A 14,894-nucleotide genomic window follows, 5' to 3' on the forward strand; every position below is an offset into this window, starting at 1 on the left:
TAATCAATAAAATATTCATGAAAAATAAACTCGTCTTAAGTTGTCTTTGTGTTATTTTTGCACCATCAATTACTAATATAAAAGCGCAACAAATGTCAAAAAATATTCCTTCTCCCGTAGCTAAAATAATTCCAAAAATTTTAGAAAAACACAACCAAAAACGGGTAGATAATTATTTCTGGTTAAACGAGAGAGAGAACCTGGAAGTGATTGATTATTTGAATCAAGAAAATACGTATTATGAAGCCATGACTGTGGATACAAAAGGGTTTCAGAAAGAATTATACGAAGAAATGAAAGCCCGCATCAAGGAAGACGATCAATCGGTTCCTTACTTATACAATGGTTACTATTATATCACGCGTTTTGAAACCGGAAAGGATTATCCCATTTATTCCAGAAAAAAAGGAAGTCTTACCGCTACTGAGGAAATTTTATTCAACTGTAATGACTTAGCTAAAGACCATTCTTACTTTCAATTGGGTGGTTTGAGCGTGAGTCCGGACAATAAATTTGCGAGTTTTGGTATTGATACCGTTGGAAGACGTATTTATACGATACAAATCAAAAACTTAGAGACGGAAGAAATTCTTTCGGATAAGATTGAAAATGCTACTGGAAGTTCTGTTTGGGCCAATGATAATAAAACGATATTTTACACCAGACAAGATAAAGTTACCTTGCGGTCTGATAAAGTTTTTAAACATAAATTAGCCACAGATTCAGCTACTGATATATTAGTTTTTAATGAAAAAGACGATACGTTCAATGTTTCTGTAGGCAAAGAAAAATCAAAAAAATATATTGTAATAGGCTCCGGAAGTACCTTAACAACCGAGTACAGAATTTTAAATTCAGATACTCCAGATGGAGAGTTTGTGGTTTTTCAACCAAGGGTTCGCGGCTTAGAATACAGTATTTCTCATTTTGGAGATTCTTTTTATATCATGACCAATAAGGACAAAGCAACTAACTTCAAGTTGATGAAAACCCCTGAAAACGCTACTGCAAAAGAAAATTGGAAAGATGTCATTGCGCATCGAAAAGACGTTTTACTGGAAGATATCGAAATTTTTAGAAACTATTTAGTTGTAGAAGAACGTTCCAATGGTTTGAACCACATTCGTATTATGCCTTGGAGTGGAGAAGGAGAATATTATTTGCCTTTTGGAAGCGAAACGTATAGCGCATATACGACGACAAATGTGGATTTTGATACTGATATTTTGCGTTACAGTTACCAATCATTGGCAACGCCATCTTCAGTTATTGACTTTAATATGAAAACCAAAGAGAAAGAAATCAAGAAAGAGCAACAGGTTCTTGGGGGTAAATTTGATAAAAATAATTATATCGAAGAGCGTGTTTGGGCCACAGCAACAGATGGTACCAAAGTACCCATTTCTATGGTGTACAAAAAGGGGTTGAAAAAATCCGGGAATAATCCGGTATTGCTTTATGCCTACGGTTCATACGGCGTTACCATGGATGCTTATTTTTCATCTACGCGTTTGTCAATTTTGGATCGAGGATTTGTATTTGCCATAGCACACATTCGCGGTGGTGAAGATTTAGGAAGACAATGGTATGAGGACGGAAAATTATTGAAAAAGAAAAACACCTTCACTGATTTTATTGATTGTTCTAAGTTTTTGATTCAGGAAAAATATACTTCACCAAAACATTTATATGCCGAGGGCGGTTCAGCAGGTGGATTATTAATGGGAGCAGTAGTCAATATGGCGCCGGAATTGTACAACGGAGTAATTGCGCAGGTTCCTTTTGTAGATGTTATCACCACGATGCTTGATGACACGATTCCGCTGACAACCGGAGAATATGATGAATGGGGCAATCCAAACGAGAAAAAATATTATGATTATATGGCATCCTACTCTCCTTATGACAACGTAAAAGCTCAAAACTATCCTAATATGTTCGTTTCTACCGGACTTCATGATTCACAAGTACAATATTGGGAGCCTGCCAAGTGGGTTGCAAAGCTCCGTACTCAAAAAACAAATGATACCGTTTTATATCTTAATACGAATATGGATGCGGGTCACGGCGGTGCTTCAGGTCGGTTTGAAGCCTTAAAGGAATTAGCAAAGGAATATAGTTTTTTATTAGATTTAGAAAAAATTAAAAACTAAACAGCTTTTTTTGTTAAATTTGTAACTTTCGAGGTGTAATTAGAAATTGCTGCAACTAACTATTTTTTTATGAAAAAAAAAGTAAACGCTTACAATAATGTCTTAGAACTTATAGGTAATACTCCTCTTGTTAAGTTAAATAAAGTCACTGAAGAGTTAGAAGGTGCTTTTTATGCAAAAGTAGAAGCTTTTAATCCGGGACATTCCTCCAAAGACAGAATAGCATTGCACATAATTGAAGAAGCTGAAAAGAGAGGTGTTTTATCTCCTGGTGATACTATAATTGAAACAACATCCGGCAATACGGGTTTTAGTTTAGCAATGGTGAGTATCATCAAAGGATATAGCTGTATTCTGGCTGTTAGTTCTAAATCATCTAAAGACAAAATAGACATGCTTCGCAGCTTAGGAGCTAAAGTGTATGTTTGTCCGGCGCATGTTTCTGCTGATGATAAACGTTCGTATTACAATGTTGCCAAACGTTTGCATGAAGAAACGAAAGGCTCGGTGTATATCAACCAATATTTCAATCAGTTGAATGTTGATGCGCATTATAAGTCTACCGGTCCGGAAATTTGGAAGCAAACAAATGGAGCAATCACACACTTAATTGCTTGTAGTGGAACAGGAGGAACTATTTCCGGTACTGCAAAATACTTAAAAGAACAAAATCCAAACATTAGAATTCTTGGAGTCGATGCTTTTGGATCCGTATTAAAAAAGTACCATGAAACTGGAGAATTCGATAATGATGAAATTTATCCGTACCGAATAGAAGGTTTAGGGAAGAACTTAATTCCATCAGCAACGGATTTTGATATTATTGATAAATTCATGAAAGTAACTGACGAAGAAAGTGCTCATGCGGCTCGAGAAATCACAAGGAAAGAAGGTTTATTTGTAGGATATACTTCAGGAGCTGTTTTGCAAGCCATCAAGCAATATGCTGATGAAGGAGAGTTTGATGTTAACAGTGTTGTTATTGCCATATTTCCAGATCACGGTTCTCGTTATATGAGTAAAGTATTTAGTGATGATTGGATGCATGAACAAGGTTTCTTTGACAGTATAAACCAAGAAGAAGTTCAAAAAATAGAAATGATAAAATAAGTTGAAATTATAAATAAAAAGTCCCATTAGCTTTTGCAAATGGGACTTTTTTATTGATCATATAAGGAAGAATACTTTTTTGGTTAATCCAATAATTCAGGAGTACTAAGTATTAATTCGATTTTTTTAATAGTGATCGTGATCTGGCTCATTTGTAATTCTATGTTTCTAAAAAAGAGACTAATATCTCTGTTGACCCAACTTTCAGAAATAACTCTTGCTCCTAAACTAATTCTTAAAATAGCACTTTCAATTTCAGTAGTATATTTTACATTAACTGCTTGACCAATATGGCATTTTTGGGCAGCAAGCCGAATGATTTCTAATGAAGAACCTTCAAACTGATCCGATAAATCAGTATTTAATAACGTATATAATTTTTTTACGTTATCAACAGATAAAACTTCATTATCTTTAAAAATAAAGAAAGGAAAAATGGTACGGATATTTCGTATTCCAAATTCTTTACTGCTGTAACTCTTCGTTTTTGTTTCATCACCATAAATAGGCTGTAAAAAAGTGGCTTCTTTTATGGAATCATCAACAAAATTGCAAAACATCTCAATACCCATATTTCGATATAAAACAGGTGTTTTGTAGTATCTGTCCATTTCAACTACGGCCGCATTCCAGCGCATATAGGAACCATAGTTATACCCATCGGATAATTCATTGGAACAAAACCAAGAAGCCGGCCAATCAGAATGATTGTAATATTGGGTTAAACCTTTGGGTAATGTGTTTTTTACAGAATGTATTAATTTGTTGACACTTTTAGGTAAAATTAATGCACCGCAGTATGGAGGGCCCGTGAAAAATTTACTTCCTGTTATAGTAACAATATACCCTTTGTTTAAATAATTTTGTATGTCTTTTGGATCTAATCTAAGCTGTGAGCCATCTACAATAATCTGAATTGATAAATTTTCAAGTGTATTTAGTTTTTTTATAAATTCGTCACTGGGAGATTGATACCCTAATTTTGATTGGTCCATAGTATGTAACACGATGTGCCTGCCTTGATTTTTGGTCTTGATAACGGCATCAAATACTTCCTTATCTAATTGAGCAGAAGATTTTGATGCGCCATTTTCATCTCGAAAAGGGATTTTAATTAAATCAACCTCTCTAAAGCCTTCAATTTTAGTGTCTTTTTTAATTGGATAATTTAGTGCAGTAGTGTTTTCAAAGTGGCATCCTTTTAAGGCGGCAGCAACGCCACTACCAGTTTCATCAGAGGCCACCAAAATGTGTGTAATTTCTTTGTCGGAAATAATTTGTGTTATAGCTGCTATTTGCAGCGACGAATCGGTACCTGATGGAGAAAAAATTATTTCACATTCCTCATTTAATTTAAATATTTTTCTAAGGTTATTTTTTAGTAATTCAGAAAACTCGGTAGTAGTATTTTTAAAACTGTTTTTCAAGCTGTTTCTAATTAATATACTTCTCACTTTATCGGTTTTATCAAAAGCAAAATTTGAAACGCTGGACGCCGTAGATGAGGCAAAAGTAAATGCATCAGGTCTTGGGAATGGGCGACATCCGTATTTGTTTAGCAAATGAATTTCGTCGATATTCAATCTAAGATCTCCTCCAGACATTAATAAGTATTCGGTGGGTTTTGCTAGATTTTCAATAATAGGTTTCCAAGATTCTTTGAGTTCAGTATTTAAATTTTTTAAACCATGGAAAGATTGTAGCTCTTCGTTTATTAATGAAGATTCTGGATTTAAGTAGGTATCATTTTTGATTAAATTAATTAAAACATAATCAAGATCTTCTAATTTTTCTTTATCATCTTTAGGTAGTAAATTATAAAATATTCGAATCACTTCAAGTGCAGCGATATCGCATAAAACAGCCTCTTTTTTTTCGTTATTCAACGCTTTGTACCATAACTGCCATTCAATACCATATCTTAAATAAACTAGAGCTAAAATAGGTTTGTTCAAAAAGGACGAGCCAATTATAATCGATTTATTGGGTATAATTTTGAAAATAGTAGGCTCACTAGTTGAGGTGATTATATTGATGTTATTTATCTTTGGTACAGTATTAAACCTTTTTAAAATACGCACTAAATAGTTTACATTTTCTTTTTCAAATAAACTGGTTCTTTTATATTGATTTTCAATTAGAATGTTGTTTGTCATATATGTTATAATTTAAAACGTTCCTTAGAACGATATTCTGTATTAGGAATATTTAGTTAATTCACTACACGCATTCAATCAGGGACTACATTCTGCTGAAAATTGTCACAAAAAATAATTTTCCCTTTTATTCTTAATATTCAATGATGGTGCTCTATTTTTAAATAATTATGTTCTCACTTGCTGGCTGTTTCGCTTGTTTTTTGGGCGTCGCATTTATCAAAAAGTAGGCAAATATAAGAAACTTGATATCAGGAAAAAATATATTAAAAATACTCGTTTGCTAAATCTCTTCGTGTTAATTGTAGACCGTGAATTAAACTTATATTCACTAAATAATGGAACTTGTATTTTTTAATTAAATATTGTATTTTTTTATTTTTGATTTATTACTTGAGCACCTGATAAAAAAGGATATGGGACACTCCAGAGAATATTTAAAACAATAAATGACCGAGGCTTAATTTTAAAGTCATACATTTTCAGGCAAAAAAACTCCAGCCGAAGCTAGAGTTTTAGTTATTGTAGAAATTAAGTTTATGCTTCTTCCATAGTATGATACACGTTCATGACATCATCGTCTTCTTCCATTTTTTCAATTAATTTTTCTACATCGGCCATTTCAGCTTCCGATAGTTTTTTAGTAATTTGGGGGATTCTTTCAAATCCGGAAGAAAGAATTTCCAGTCCTCTGTTTTCTAATTCTTTTTGAATGGTTCCAAAACTTCCAAAGGGCGCATATATTAAAATACCATCTTCGTCTTCAAAAACTTCTTCAGCACCAAAATCGATTAACTCTAACTCTAGTTCTTCAGGATCAATTCCGTTTGCCGGGATTCTAAAATTACAGGTGTGATCAAACATAAATTCAACTGAACCTTGTGTTCCCAATGTGCCATTGCATTTGTTAAAATAACTCCTAACATTAGCCACCGTTCTGTTATTATTATCAGTAGCAGTTTCAACCAGAATGGCAATACCATGGGGTGCATATCCTTCAAATAAAACTTCTTTATAATTGGCCGTGTCTTTATCGGTTGCTTTTTTAATGGCGCGTTCCACATTTTCTTTTGGCATATTCACTGCCTTAGAGTTCTGGATCACGGCTCGTAATCTGGAATTGGCATCAGGATTTGGTCCGCCTTCTTTTACGGCCATTACAATATCTTTTCCTATTCTGGTAAATGCTTTGGCCATTGCTGACCAACGTTTCATTTTTCTTCCTTTTCTAAACTCAAACGCTCTTCCCATTTCTATTTCTTATTTTGAACTGCAAAAACACAGTTATTCTAAACTTTATCCAATGATTTTATTTCTTGTAAAAAGGTAATTTTACCACTTTGGCAGGGACGTCATTTTTACGGATTCGGATAAAGATATCGCTTTCCAAAGCACTGTTTTCTGAAGTTACATACCCCATTCCTATTCCTTTATTCATTGAAGGTGACATCGTTCCCGAAGTTACAATTCCGATTACATTTCCTGTTGCATCTACAATTTCGTAATCGTGTCTTGGCACCGCACGTTCCTGCATTTCAAAAGCAACCAGTTTTTTAGAAACACCCGCTTCTTTTTGTTTTTTCAGATTTTCTGAATTCGTGAATTCTTTTGTGAACTTTGTAATCCATCCCAAACCAGCTTCCAGTGGCGAAGTCGTGTCATTAATGTCATTTCCGTACAAACAGAAACCCATTTCCAATCGCAACGTGTCACGAGCTGCAAGACCAATTGGCTTGATTCCAAATGCCGCACCTGCTTCAAAAACTTTAGTCCAAATTTGTTCTACTTCTGAATTTTTGCAATAAATTTCAAAACCTCCAGAACCAGTATATCCTGTAGCCGAAATGATTACATCTTTGATACCCGCAAATTCACCCACTTCAAAATGGTAATACGGAATCGCAGATAAATCTTTTGAAGTCAACGATTGCATTGCTTCAACCGCTTTTGGCCCTTGAATTGCCAATAATGAATAATCATCCGAAAGGTTTTTCATCTCCACACCCAAATCATTTTGAGCCGAAATCCAATCCCAATCTTTCTCAATATTCGACGCATTTACTACTAATAAATACTGCTCATCTTTCATTTTATAAACAAGCAAATCATCTACAATTCCACCATCATTATTTGGCAAACAAGAATATTGCGCTTTTCCGATAGTCAAAGTCGAAGCGTCATTTGTAGTCACTTTCTGAATCAAAGCCAATGCATTTGGACCCGTAAGCAGGAATTCACCCATGTGAGAAACGTCAAAAACACCCACGGCATTGCGCACCGTTTCATGTTCCGCATTCACTCCTTCATATAAAATGGGCATATTGTATCCGGCAAACGGTAGCATTTTTGCTCCCAAACTCTCGTGTATGTGCGTAAGCGCAGTATTTTTCATTGTGTTTTTCTATAAAATTTAATTTTGCTAATTTATTGATTTTATTTCGGGTGACAAAGGCAGAGCGAAGCAAAGTTTAAAGTTTCAAACGTTTTCGGAACAATCTGTACTGTAGGATTTGTAATAAGTATTTTTAGGAGCTATTTCCTGCTTTTCACTGCAATCTTATTATTCGCCAAAAAGGCGTATAATAAGGATTTCCGTTATAATCAGGGCTAGGGAATTTCGGTTCAAATAACGAATTTGTTTCCTATTAAATTCGTAATTTTAAACAAATAAATTTCCATGACGAATCCTATTTATATTGACCAAAAAGAAATTCTAAAACGCCTCAAACAACCAGACAAACATACCCACAAAGGTATTCAAGGACACGCTTTAATCATTGGCGGAAGTTACGGCAAAATAGGAGCAGTGAGCTTATCCTCTAAAGCAGCTTTGAAAACCGGCTGCGGATTAGTTACCGTTTTCATTCCGAAATGTGGGTACGATATTTTACAAATCTCAATCCCAGAAGTCATGGTTTTAACTGACAATCAGGAGAAATCAATTTCCAATATTACTTTCGACATTACACCACAAGCCATCGGAATTGGTCCTGGATTGGGTCAGGCCGTAGAAACCCAAAATGCGCTGCATCAGTTTTTAAAAACAAATAAAACGCCTTTAGTGATCGATGCCGATGCACTGAATATTTTATCCCAAAACAAAGAATGGTTTTCTTTAGTACCGCCCAAAACAATCTTAACGCCACATCCCAAAGAACTGGAACGATTAATTGGAAAATGGCATTTCGAAGAAGAAAAAATGAGTAAAGCAATCTCTTTCTCCAAACAACACGAAATTATAATCGTTATGAAAGGTGCACCCACCCGAATCATTGATGGTAAAACTTTCTACGAAAATACCACCGGAAATGCTGCGCTTGCAACCGCTGGAACGGGTGATGTTTTGACGGGAATGATTACAAGTCTCTTGGCACAAGCCTATGAACCCATTAGTGCCGCAATTCTTGGCGTGTATCTTCACGGATTAACCGCGGATATTGCCTTGCCAGAAACGGGCTATCAATCTTTTATCGCTTCAGATGTAATTGCGAATATTGGGAAAGCTTTTTTGAGTATTACAGAATAAAATTTCTTAAAAAGGTTTCAAAAAAAATTATATTTTCAATTCGTTAAACAAATCAATCAGTTTGGTTTCTGATGGTTTTGGAGCATTTGAATTTACAATATTGCCATCTGGGCCAATAAGAATAAATCTGGGAATTTCCTTTATTTCGTAAGCTTTAATAAATTCAGAACTGAAGTCCAGATCTGCTAATAATTGAATTCCTCCTAATTTTTTTTGATTTACAAGATTGCTCCATTTTTGTCGGTCTTTAATATTGTCAACAGAAATGCTAACAAACTGAATATTTTTACCTTGATACTCTTCTTCCACTTTTTTCAAGGATGGTACTTCTTTAAGACAAGGCCCACACCACGTTGCCCAAACATCAATGTAAACATATTTTCCTTTTAGACTTTCTAAAGATGTTTTTCCTCCTTTTTGGTTTTCGTAATGAAATTGTGGTGATGCTTTGTGAGGCTGTGTCGCTATTATGGTATTATAAATAGCACTAAGACTCTCTTTTAATTTTGGATTATTTGTAATGAAAAGATATTCTTGGTATATTTTTTCATAATTGGCATTATCAATATTTATGTCATAAATGGAATTATGAATTATGAAATTCTTAAGGTTTTGACTTTTAAGAACTTTAATATTAATGATTTTAGCTATGATGAAATCAATATTAGTTCCGTTAAATTTTATATTATTAAAGAATTTTAACGTAGCTAATTTTTGGTATTCATGGGAAAATAAAAAATCTGCATCATTATCTAAATCTATTTTTTTATCAAATTTCGGGAATACATCTGAAACTTGAAACCCTTTTAAATGGGCATGAAGTTGATGGTAATTCTTATAAAATAGTATGTGTTTTTGCTCTAAATAATTAATGTTAGCAACTTCTTTTTCTTTGAAATAGGCGTTAGAAAATTTAATAGTATTGTACAAGGCCGAAATAGTAGTTTTGATTTCATTCACTTTATTCAGAAACTCCATTTCATCCAATTTATACAATTCTTCATCTGAAATTTGAGAGGTTATCTTTAATTTTTCAATTATATATTGATTCTCGATACTACCTTTGCCTTTATATTTTAAACTTGTGTTAAAAATGTTATCATCAGCGAGTAGCATTAGATTAGTCTCTTTTGATAAATAAATTGGTATACTGTTTTTACCAGTTTCAAGGGTATATATTCCATCATATGGAATATTTATGTTTTCTGAAAAACTATCATCAGCTTTTAATTTGATTTTTTTCTCAAATAATTCTCCTTTTATACTGATAGTCCCGTTCGCGGTATTGGTTATTTTCCCGGAAATTGGTATTAGCTCTTTTGAAGTTGTAAATGAGGCTAAAACTAAAATTAGCAATAGATAAATAACTTTTTTCATTGAGATTTATTTTTAATAATAACTCAAATATAAACTATTTCTTAAAAATTAGTACTTAATTCTTTGATAATTAAATAAAAAGGGATTGTTTGCTTTTTTAAATTTAGACACGAATAGTGTATTAACATAAACGGCTATCAATCTTTTATCGCTTCAGATGTGATTGCGAATATTGGGAAAGCTTTTTTGAGTATAGAAAACTTGGAGTAGTATTTTGTCTTTTACCATTTCATTTTATTTCTTTTCCTTTTGTCATTCCGACGAGGGAGGAATATCATTGTAGTTTCCGGTAATTTTTTTATGAATAGCTAATTTATTCAACTTATTATTGATACAATTTAGCAATAAAAAATATTCTTGATAAGGTTAATTTTTCGTCAGATTGACAGATTGTTAGCAATCATTTTGCAAAATAGACACGAAATTCTTCTCACTTATTTGTAAGTTTGTATCCAAGCAAAATTGCTTTATCCAATTTGATTATGGAAAAAATACCACATCTTAGAACCGTAAATGTTACACGATACATCGCTCCTTTGCGGGAAGGTGGCTCTTTGCCCGCGCTCGCTGAAGCCGATGACGATTTTAAATATGTACTGAAATTCAAAGGTGCCGGACATGGCGTAAAAGCCTTAATTGCCGAATTAATCGGTGGAGAAATTGCTCGTGTATTAAACTTGAAAATGCCGGAACTCGTTTTTGCAAATCTCGACGAAGCTTTTGGACGTTCCGAAGGCGATGAAGAAATTCAGGACTTGCTTCAAGGCAGTCAAGGACTTAACTTGGCATTGCATTATTTATCGGGAGCCATAAATTTTGATCCTGTTGTCACTTTAGTAGAGCCAAAACTAGCTTCCCAAATTGTTTGGTTAGATGCTTTTATCACCAATGTGGACCGAACCTTTAGAAACACCAATATGTTGATCTGGCATAAAGAATTATGGCTTATTGATCACGGCGCAAGTCTTTATTTTCATCATTCGTGGACCAATTGGGAAAAGCAAGCACAAAGTCCTTTTGCACTGATTAAAGACCATGTTTTGTTGCCTCAGGCTTCTTTATTAATAGAAACGGATGTAGCATTCAAAAAAATAATGACAGACGATGTATTGCAAAATATCGTGAATCTGATTCCGGAAGTATGGCTCCATTGGGAAGATACCGATGAAACTCCGGATGCAATTCGGGAAGTCTATTTTCAGTTTTTAATAACACGTTTGAACCATTCCGAAATTTTTATAAACGAAGCACAAAATGCAAGAAAAGCACTTATATGAGTATGCCGTAATCCGGGTTGTGCCTAGGGTAGAACGCGAAGAATTCCTCAATGTGGGTATTATTCTGTTTTGTAAAAAAGCAAAATTCATCAAGGTTTTGTATGCAGTAAATGAATCCAAACTCCAAGTTTTTTCGGATGATTTGGATATAGAACAATTGCATTTAAATATACTGGCATTTGCCAAAGTAGCGCATGGCGAAAAATCAGGAGGACCAATAGGACAATTTGATATTCCATCGCGTTTCCGTTGGTTGACAGCACTTCGCAGTTCCGCCATTCAAACCTCAAGACCACATCCAGGATTGTGTGATGATTTAGAACAAACAACACAACGCTTGTTTGAAGAAATGGTGTTGTAATAAAATCTAAGAAAGACTGTTTAAGTGGCGCGCGAGGTGCATTCCCATACTAAAACAAGCTTGCAAGAGATAGCCTCCGGTAGGTGCATCCCAGTCGAGCATTTCACCAATGCAATAATTACTTTTTTTATCTTTTAGTTGAAAATTTTCGTCCACAGCATTCAGTTGGATACCGCCTGTCGTTGATATCGCATCGTTCAATAACGCAGCACCGGTAATTTCGAGGCTTAATTTTTTAATATTTTGAGCCAATAATTCTGGATTCAAGTAGATTTCTTTCGAAAGGTATTTTTTCAAAAGTCCAATTTGAGCGGGACTCAATTTTACTTCTTTCTGTAATGTTTCGCTCGTCTTTTTAAAAGTTGATTTTCTAATTTTGTCAAGCAAATCTTCATAACATAAGGTTGGTTTGAGATCTAGGAAAATTGTAGCTTTTTGTTGGCTTTCCAATTCTTCCCGAATGTGTGGACTAAGTGCATAAATAGCATTTCCTTCTAAACCGAAACGTGTGATAACCGCTTCGCCTTTTTGTCTTTTATTCAAACAGCTAATCGCAATATTTTTAAGCGGACTGCCTTCATGTTCCAAGATGAAATCTTCCGGCCAGTTCACCCGATACGCACAATTCGAAGATTGAAAAGCAACGATAGGAATATTTTCTCTTTCAAATAAATCTAGCCAGGTACCATCAGAACCGGTGATCTTCCAGCTACCACCGCCCAGGGCAAAAATGGTATAGTCGGATTTTATTGCTGTATCTATATTGAAAACGATGTCTTCTTTGTTCCTCCAGCCCGTCCAGGTGTGTTGGTATTGAATAGCGACACCTTGCTTAGTCAAAACATCCAGAATTGCGTTGAGTACTGTTATGGGTTTGATGCCACTTTCAGGATATACTCGTTTGCTACTGCCAATATAGGTTGGGATACCGATGGTATCTATCCACTGTCTAAAGTCTTCATTATCAAAATCAAGCAATGCTTTTTCCAAAAAATGAGGTGGTGTATAGCGTGCAATCAATTCAGCAATGGGTTCCGAATGGGTGAGGTTAAATCCCCCTTTTCCGGCCACCAAAAATTTCCTTCCCAGTGTTTTGTTTTTTTCGTAGACTGTAACCTTGAATTTCTCACAATCCAATAATGCAGCCAGTATAAGTGCTGCGGGTCCTCCTCCAATAATTGAAACTGATTTTTTCACGTCACAAAAATAGGTTTTGTTTTTCCCATAAATGCCGTTACGTATTTTATATTAGCCAATGTATATGTAAAAAATAAAAAAGGCTGTTCAAAATTATTTTGAACAGCCTTTTTAGAAATTTTTTATCCACTAATATTTTGCCGACTCTCCGGCTTTCGGCAAGGACTGTTTTATAAATTGTCTGATATCCTCGTTGGCAGTTTCTAAATCTACTTTTCTCAAATACATCATGTGCCCGCTTCTGTAACCTTTCCAGGACATTCTGTCATTTAGTCTTCCGCTTGGATCCATTTGCCACATGTTGTATTTCGAGTTGAAATAATCACAAGCCCCGTCATAATAGCCGGACTGAACCATTACATGCAAATACGGATTTTGAGCCATGGCTTGTCTCAGGTTTTCTCCAGTTTTATCATTGGAATCATCCCAAGGCCGCACAGAACCAAACATATTGTATTTGAAATCGGTTTTGTAATTCAAATTATTGCGCAAGTACATATTGATGGCAGGAGTAAAGGAGTGGAGCCAAGAAGTAAGTTCGGCATTAAAATCAGGACTGTCACCAGCGGTTTTACGGTCAATTCCTTTGTAACGAGAATCTAATCTTCCTACGGTAAATCCTTGATCGCGCAACAATTCTTTCCAGAAATAATCATAGGGAACATCTAAATTATTTTGTAAAACCACTTTTTCCGAAAGTCCGGAATAGCGCGCAATTTTGGACGCCATTTCTTTTCTTTTTTGATCGTCCAATGCGCCTCCTTTGCTCATTGCGGGAAGCAGTTCATTTATGGTAAATTCTTCTACTTCAGGCAGCATATCCGTTAAATCTTTGTTCTGTAAATCAGCAGGTAATTTTTTATGGAACCAAGCCGTAGCAGCAAAATAAGGCAGTTTCAGTGCTGCTTCAGAAGCGACTCCACGAGTGATTCCCAATTCAGTTGGAGATACTAAAATAACGCCGTTCAAATACATCCATTCACTGTTTTGTAATTCTAGTGCCAATCCGGAAACACGCGTAGTACCATAACTTTCACCAATGAGATATTTGGGTGAAGCCCAACGATTGGTTCGGGATACAAATCCATTAATCCAATCAGCAAGGTATTTAATGTCGGCATTTACACCAAAGAATTTAGTGGTTGGTATTTCTTTACTTGTCGCTCTTGAATAGGCGGTATTAACAGGATTTACAAAAACAATATCGGCAACATCCAATATCGAATATGGATTTTCCTTGATTCCATAAGGCTGTAACGGATAGCCTTCATCATCAATATTAATTAAAGTGGGACCCGTATAGGCAATCTGCATCCAAACCGAAGCGGAACCTGGACCGCCATTAAAGGAGATGACTAAAGGGCGGGCAGCACGATCTTTTACATCAGAACGCTCATAATACGTGTAAAATAATCCGGCAATTGCTTTTCCATCCTCATCCCAAACCGGCATCGTCCCAGTGGTGGCTTTGTAAGGCACTTTTTGACCTTTGATAGTTGTGCTGTGTTCTGTTATGACCTGCGAATCCGGATTGAAAATAAGATTTGCAGCTGAATATTCTTCTTTTGGAGCAGGAGTAGCTGCTGGTGTTTTTGATGGTTGGGCATGCATTGTCGTAAAAAATCCAACTAAGAGCAACGATAGTACTGTTTTTTTCATAAAGAGATCGGTTTGAGGTGTTTTTAATAACAATTTTTTGATAAAATTTAATTTCACTAATGTATTGTTTTTTATTGG

General features: G+C 35.0%; 11 protein-coding genes. 5 read left to right on the forward strand and 6 right to left on the reverse strand.

Features of this window, described 5'->3' with window-relative positions:
- Positions 1–17 precede the first annotated feature (17 nt).
- Positions 18–2,153 carry a S9 family peptidase gene (locus EKL97_RS08755; RefSeq protein WP_199742827.1) on the forward strand — a complete coding sequence of 712 codons (2,136 nt, stop codon included), beginning with the start codon at positions 18–20 and terminating at the stop codon, positions 2,151–2,153.
- 69 nt (positions 2,154–2,222) lie between these two features.
- Positions 2,223–3,263 carry a PLP-dependent cysteine synthase family protein gene (locus EKL97_RS08760; RefSeq protein WP_126568666.1) on the forward strand — a complete coding sequence of 347 codons (1,041 nt, stop codon included), beginning with the start codon at positions 2,223–2,225 and terminating at the stop codon, positions 3,261–3,263.
- 83 nt (positions 3,264–3,346) lie between these two features.
- Here the strand turns inward: EKL97_RS08760 and EKL97_RS08765 are convergent, their stop codons facing one another.
- From EKL97_RS08765 to gcvT, 3 genes are all read right to left on the reverse strand, one after another.
- Positions 3,347–5,419, reverse strand: a complete 2,073-nt coding sequence (locus EKL97_RS08765; RefSeq protein ID WP_126568667.1) for a hypothetical protein — start codon at positions 5,417–5,419, stop codon at positions 3,347–3,349.
- A gap of 537 nt (positions 5,420–5,956) precedes the next feature.
- The gene (locus tag EKL97_RS08770; protein WP_126454832.1) at positions 5,957–6,670 is read right to left on the reverse strand and encodes a YebC/PmpR family DNA-binding transcriptional regulator; all 714 of its coding nucleotides are present in this window, start codon (positions 6,668–6,670) and stop codon (positions 5,957–5,959) included.
- 58 nt (positions 6,671–6,728) lie between these two features.
- Positions 6,729–7,811 carry a glycine cleavage system aminomethyltransferase GcvT gene (gene gcvT, locus EKL97_RS08775; protein WP_126516245.1) on the reverse strand — a complete coding sequence of 361 codons (1,083 nt, stop codon included), beginning with the start codon at positions 7,809–7,811 and terminating at the stop codon, positions 6,729–6,731.
- A 285-nt stretch (positions 7,812–8,096) separates the two neighbouring features.
- On the opposite strand from gcvT, the gene EKL97_RS08780 reads away from it, so the two are divergent.
- Positions 8,097–8,945: an NAD(P)H-hydrate dehydratase gene (locus EKL97_RS08780; RefSeq protein WP_126568668.1), complete on the forward strand. Its 849-nt coding sequence runs from the start codon at positions 8,097–8,099 to the stop codon at positions 8,943–8,945.
- A 27-nt stretch (positions 8,946–8,972) separates the two neighbouring features.
- On the opposite strand, the gene EKL97_RS08785 is transcribed toward EKL97_RS08780, so the two are convergent.
- Positions 8,973–10,322: a TlpA family protein disulfide reductase gene (locus tag EKL97_RS08785; protein WP_126563662.1), complete on the reverse strand. Its 1,350-nt coding sequence runs from the start codon at positions 10,320–10,322 to the stop codon at positions 8,973–8,975.
- 482 nt (positions 10,323–10,804) lie between these two features.
- Between EKL97_RS08785 and EKL97_RS08790 the strand changes: the two genes are divergently transcribed.
- Both EKL97_RS08790 and EKL97_RS08795 read left to right on the forward strand, forming a co-directional pair.
- The gene (locus tag EKL97_RS08790; RefSeq protein ID WP_126563663.1) at positions 10,805–11,599 is read left to right on the forward strand and encodes a HipA family kinase; all 795 of its coding nucleotides are present in this window, start codon (positions 10,805–10,807) and stop codon (positions 11,597–11,599) included.
- Positions 11,577–11,960, forward strand: coding sequence for a DUF3037 domain-containing protein (locus EKL97_RS08795; protein WP_126562034.1), 384 nt, complete (start codon positions 11,577–11,579; stop codon positions 11,958–11,960). Before EKL97_RS08790 ends, EKL97_RS08795 begins: the two co-directional genes overlap by 23 nt.
- 6 nt (positions 11,961–11,966) lie before the next feature.
- Here EKL97_RS08795 and EKL97_RS08800 read toward each other — a convergent pair whose 3' ends face one another.
- Positions 11,967–13,157, reverse strand: coding sequence for an NAD(P)/FAD-dependent oxidoreductase (locus EKL97_RS08800; protein WP_126568669.1), 1,191 nt, complete (start codon positions 13,155–13,157; stop codon positions 11,967–11,969).
- A 129-nt stretch (positions 13,158–13,286) separates the two neighbouring features.
- Complete coding sequence (locus EKL97_RS08805) at positions 13,287–14,816, reverse strand: S10 family peptidase (RefSeq protein WP_126568670.1); 1,530 nt, start codon at positions 14,814–14,816, stop codon at positions 13,287–13,289.
- Positions 14,817–14,894 lie beyond the last annotated feature (78 nt).

Origin of the sequence: Flavobacterium sp. LS1P28 (assembly GCF_003970335.1) — a bacterium.
In the GTDB taxonomy this organism is placed as follows: Bacteria; Bacteroidota; Bacteroidia; order Flavobacteriales; family Flavobacteriaceae; genus Flavobacterium.

Excerpts from the sequence above, each read along its gene's own strand:
- EKL97_RS08755 (WP_199742827.1), top strand. The coding sequence starts at position 18 with ATGAAAAATAAACTCGTCTTAAGTTGTCTTTGTGTTATTTTTGCACCA.
- EKL97_RS08760 (WP_126568666.1), top strand. The coding sequence starts at position 2,223 with ATGAAAAAAAAAGTAAACGCTTACAATAATGTCTTAGAACTTATAGGT.
- EKL97_RS08765 (WP_126568667.1), bottom strand. The coding sequence starts at position 5,419 with ATGACAAACAACATTCTAATTGAAAATCAATATAAAAGAACCAGTTTA.
- EKL97_RS08770 (WP_126454832.1), bottom strand. The coding sequence starts at position 6,670 with ATGGGAAGAGCGTTTGAGTTTAGAAAAGGAAGAAAAATGAAACGTTGG.
- gcvT (WP_126516245.1), bottom strand. The coding sequence starts at position 7,811 with ATGAAAAATACTGCGCTTACGCACATACACGAGAGTTTGGGAGCAAAA.
- EKL97_RS08780 (WP_126568668.1), top strand. The coding sequence starts at position 8,097 with ATGACGAATCCTATTTATATTGACCAAAAAGAAATTCTAAAACGCCTC.
- EKL97_RS08785 (WP_126563662.1), bottom strand. The coding sequence starts at position 10,322 with ATGAAAAAAGTTATTTATCTATTGCTAATTTTAGTTTTAGCCTCATTT.
- EKL97_RS08790 (WP_126563663.1), top strand. The coding sequence starts at position 10,805 with ATGGAAAAAATACCACATCTTAGAACCGTAAATGTTACACGATACATC.
- EKL97_RS08795 (WP_126562034.1), top strand. The coding sequence starts at position 11,577 with ATGCAAGAAAAGCACTTATATGAGTATGCCGTAATCCGGGTTGTGCCT.
- EKL97_RS08805 (WP_126568670.1), bottom strand. The coding sequence starts at position 14,816 with ATGAAAAAAACAGTACTATCGTTGCTCTTAGTTGGATTTTTTACGACA.